Source organism: Geobacillus sp. B4113_201601 (assembly GCF_001587475.1).
GTDB lineage: Bacteria > Bacillota > Bacilli > Bacillales > Anoxybacillaceae > Geobacillus > Geobacillus icigianus.
The window spans coordinates 1-4504 of record NZ_LQYX01000106.1; the positions used below are offsets into that span (position 1 = coordinate 1).

Genomic DNA, 4504 nt, shown 5'->3' on the forward strand with positions numbered 1-4504 from the left:
GTATCGAGCACACCAATCCAGAATCGTCTTCGTCGCAATGAGTTTGTCCCCTTGATGAGGAATCGAGTGCACTCGCTCGCCCACCTCATTCAAATACGCTTTGGGTTCCACCTGCCCATTCACCAACGGAGCGATCAGCCCGTACCGAAACAGGGCGATATCGTGTCTCATCGATTCATCCATCCGGATCTCCTCCTTGCCTCTCTGTGATTTTGGACCGTCCCGGTCCCTCTGTCCCCTATCTTACGAAACGGCTCGAGATTCGTCGAGAGGAAGGGTTTGTGGAAACATCAACAGTCCCCTTTTTTGGTTTTTAATGTAAAATCGAGAAACGGTTTAATCTGCAAACAGATGCCATCTCTCGTTGTCCCACAGGTCTTGGATGATCGAGCCCACCCCCGTCCCTCCAAGAGCTGCATCCACCAGACTGCCCGTTCGGTTCTTGCGTTCCCCACAGGGCCGATGATCCCCCATCTCCTCGCCGCCACGTGATGCAAGCGGGGGAGATTCCGAAAAAATCGTCGGATATAAAACAAAATGACCCCCTTGGTGGGAAAACCAACCTGTTTGGTCTTCGCTCCTCGTCTTGGCGTTTCGAGCCATGCTTTGACCGCTTGCCAGATGACGGATAGGGTATATTGAACATACGGGAGGAGGAACGAAGGCAGCACACTCACGGTTTTGCGGCATTCTCGCGAGCGTACCGCGCGATCCAAAGGCGATACTCCCCCTCTGCCGTCAACGCATAGCGTTGGTAATACCCGTGACGGTGCAAGGGGCGGCGGGATAGACCGTGGGGACATTGGTTTACATCAGGAAAATCGTTCTCTTTCCCACGATCCGTATACGTTTGAATGTCAATGCCAAAGTCGTGAAACTGGATCACACTTCCTCCCCCCCTTGAAACGAATGGCAATCTTCGTCCGAAACAATTCACAAAAAAATTAGCACATTCCTTCAGAAAAGGGGAGAGGGCTTTCTGAAGAAATGTGCAAAAAAATGCCTCTTTTATTCCAAAATAAAGTGATAATTTACATTATGGACTGTTCGAACGCAACACGATGGAATTTACTGCTTATAATCTTGATAATGTTGCATCTCAAATTTCTCAATGAAATCGTCCCCCTTGAAACATCAAGGGGGACGAGTATATCATAAAAGCGTCATTTTGAATTGTGTTGAACTAAGTTCGGAGACAGCTACTGGCTCCGGCCATTTAAAGCTTTCTTCAGGGCCGTACAGCTCAACAATACACTTCATATCATCACGAGTATCCCTGTAGTCATAGTGGAAGTTCCTTCCCCAATAACCATACTGCACCGAACCCAAACCATTTTTCTTGCAGAATTCTAGCGCACTTTCATAGGATTCTGTATCCAATGTCACATGATGGATTCCTTCCCCATGCTCTTTTAAAAATCGTGCATAATCACTGATTTCATCCAAAGGTTCAATTAGTTCCCACTGAACGCCTCCTATATCTGTAACAGCTAACCGCATAGCATAATCAATTCGCTTGCCGCCTACACTCATATCCGCCACTGTATCCTTGTTAAATTCATATACTGCCCAAGGTCCAATTCCATATTTATCTGCATATACTTTCATGGTCTGATCTAAATCCTTTACTACGACACCTATTTGAAGGACTTTAGTAAATACCGGTTTCATTGAATTCTCCTCCTTTGCTCTTTTACAACTTCCATTTGGTATTAATATTTATATTTATTTAAATTATTTTATATTTATTTAAATTATATAATTTTTTCAAAATTTTGCATTCCAAACTTCTCAATGAAATCAGCCCCTTGAAAGGTAGCGTCAAAAGTTCTATGAAAACTCCACATCCGCCATCCCATGGAGCATCGTAAGGCATCCTTGGAGCCGGATTCGCCCTTGACCAACACCCGCCAAAGGTGCGAAAGGGACGTCAAGGGCGACGGGGACAAAAAAGAGGGCATAGGAAAGCCGCCCTTGCCCTTACCGAATTTTACCTTTGACGATGTTCAGTTGGTCAAGGGTTCGCTTCGCCGAATCCGGCGCTGGTCTTCTGATCCATGGGCTCCGGCGGACAAAAAAGTTAGGCCGCCTCTTGTTGGAGGAAATCTTGAGCCATGGCGATCAGCTTCGTCCACCGGGCCGGCATATGGGGCAGATCGGCGAGCTCCGGGATGACGACAGGAACCCGGCCTTCGAGTGCACCGTGCGGGCGCAGGAAGTTGAAATACGCCACAAACAGCGTGACAAAGGAGACCGAGCCTTCTTCCGCGCCAAATCCGTGAGTCGGCCGATAGTTGCCTTTAAACGTCCGGTTGAATCGCTCGATGATTTGTTTGAGCGCGCGGAACTCCTCGGACACCGGATCCTCATTGGTCAGTCCGATCACTTGGCGGACGTCAAACGGAATCCCGTGCTGGGCAAAAAAGTGCTGCGCCAGCAGGTAAATGGGATTGCCGTCGACGACGAACGACAAATCGTCCGGGATGGACGGCAGCTTTCGCAGGACGTCATCGATGGCCCGGATGGCCGACAACGCATCCCGGTGGGGCGAGACGCGATACGACAACACCACTTTTTTCACGGTATCAAACATAAAAAACAGGTAATGCCAGCGCCCTTTCACGCGAATATACGTCTCATCCCCACAGAACGAGCCGGACAGCTCGTACGGGAACTGGTCGACAAATGGCTGAATCATGAGCGCGACGCTATTGGCGTAGTTGAGCACCGTCTGATGGGAGATCGACACGCCATGCACATCCTTCATGATTCCGGCTGTCTGTCTGGAGGACATCCCATAGTTAACGTAGTACGTCAACACGAGTCCGAGGGTGTGCGACGACACCGCCAGACGAGACAAATCGACTTTTGGCTTTTTCGGCGACGATGGGGCCAATGGTTGAAAGTCAAACAAAAACTCACGGAACAGATACCGCACCTTGAAGGCTTGAGGGTTCTGCTGGAATTGTTGGCGTTCCTTTTGGCTCATCCGGCGAAGGTTCTTTTGGTAAAATGGGCAGTCGTTGTTCTTGCACTTGTAGATGTAGTAGTCCTTGCGTTCTTTAATTTTCTCAAGCGTTTGGAAGCAGTGCGGGCAACGAAAGACCGCTTGCTTTTTGAACCGATTTCGATGGTTGAACCGGCATTGGCACACTTTGCATTGGTACTGCCCTTTTCCGCCGTTGTTGGCGTACAGGTAGGATGACGGCGCCTGGCAACGGGGACACGTCAACGAATCCGGGACACGGTGTTTAGCGTTGGCCCGGCGTTGGACCGGCGGCAACGGACGGCCGTGCCGGGCTTCGTAGTCGGCTAAAAGCTGCCGGTAGTCAAGTGTTTCTGGGACATCGATGATGGGAAGGTCATCGACCTGAAGTTTCCGGTACGGTTTTCGAACCGGTTCGTCCATGTCTTTGCGGCTTAAGGATTTTCCTAATAAGGATCCAATTAAATAGACAATGATTTGATGTTGGGTCTTGATTATTTCAAGCAAATAGGCTAATAATAGAGGTAACAAGCTTGTCACTCCTTTGTTTTGGGTGTTGGGTGTGGTTACCTCAATGATGGCCTAAAACAACGGGGGTGGCAAGCTTTTTTTATTCCAACCGTTGAAACTCAACGAAAAACAGTGAGTGTGGAGGATAAACTTTTGACAATACCCCTTGAAACATAGGGGGAGTGGCTAGTATATCATAAAATTGTCATTTTTAATTACGTATAATGTAGATTATGTGATGAGTTTAAAACTGAAAAGATGTTAAGGACACAATAAACTGAACACCAGCGACCCGTAGTCTTTTGGGCCGGGAAGGGCGGTGTGATAGGCTGGATCGAGCCGGAAGGCGAGAGCTTCGGCGCCTTGGCCCACAGTGCCAGATCCTTTCCGGCTGCCAGCCGACCATCGCACCGCCCCGGGGACCCGGACCAAAAGGAAACAGAAGCGCGGGTGCTAATCGTTCACAATGGGAATTTCTTTTCATTGATACAAAGTAACGTTAATTGTTGTTGTCACTTTATAAAGTATATAGAGTATTCTCTTTGACTTTTTCGACTCTTTCGAGAGAATATATTCTATAAAACTCGCCTTTTAAAGACATTAATTGATCATATGTTCCAGACTCAACAATTCTGCCATTTTTAAGAACCAGGATGTTATCCGCATTTTTTATACTCTCTATTCTATGAGCGATCATTATTATAGTCATTTTATCTTTAAACTTCTCCATTATATTACGATTAATTAACCTTTCTGTATTGCTGTTTGGAGAAGTGACGTTTCGACGGAACTACTACTATGATCGGCAGGCAGGGGCGTATACCTTCTTGTTGGATGCCGAACTGGGCTTTGATGGAGCCCAATCGATCCGTCCTTGCCTTGAGGAAACGGCAGTCGAGTTGGCTGTAGAGTGCTCTTCCTACCGCAAAGCAGCTCGCACGTTGGAGGCGATCGTGGGGTATGCGGTCCTCAGCCATGAGGCGATTCGTCAGCTGGTGTTGGCGGCCC

At 48.2% G+C, this 4504-nt stretch carries 2 protein-coding genes and 3 pseudogenes; 1 reads left to right on the forward strand and 4 read right to left on the reverse strand.

What is annotated here, in order from left to right; all coding sequences use genetic code 11:
* The 4 genes and pseudogenes from B4113_RS15010 to B4113_RS15025 form a co-directional block, all read right to left on the reverse strand.
* A pseudogene (locus B4113_RS15010) lies at positions 1 to 183 on the reverse strand (IS481 family transposase); the annotation flags it as partial.
* Positions 184 to 336: 153 nt separating this feature from the next.
* Positions 337 to 886: pseudogene (locus B4113_RS15015) on the reverse strand (DUF6431 domain-containing protein).
* 266 nt (positions 887 to 1152) lie between these two features.
* Positions 1153 to 1671, reverse strand: coding sequence for a VOC family protein (locus B4113_RS15020; protein ID WP_051962771.1), 519 nt, complete (start codon positions 1669 to 1671; stop codon positions 1153 to 1155).
* A gap of 409 nt (positions 1672 to 2080) precedes the next feature.
* A complete protein-coding gene (locus tag B4113_RS15025; RefSeq protein WP_033844673.1) occupies positions 2081 to 3517 on the reverse strand; it encodes a DDE-type integrase/transposase/recombinase in 1437 nt (478 codons plus the stop codon).
* Positions 3518 to 4257: 740 nt separating this feature from the next.
* Between B4113_RS15025 and B4113_RS15035 the strand changes: the two are divergent.
* Positions 4258 to 4504: pseudogene (locus B4113_RS15035) on the forward strand (UPF0236 family transposase-like protein); the annotation flags it as partial.

What these genes read in the sequence shown, in the direction of transcription:
- B4113_RS15020 (WP_051962771.1), bottom strand. Translation starts at nt 1,671, where the DNA reads ATGAAACCGGTATTTACTAAAGTCCTTCAAATAGGTGTCGTAGTAAAG.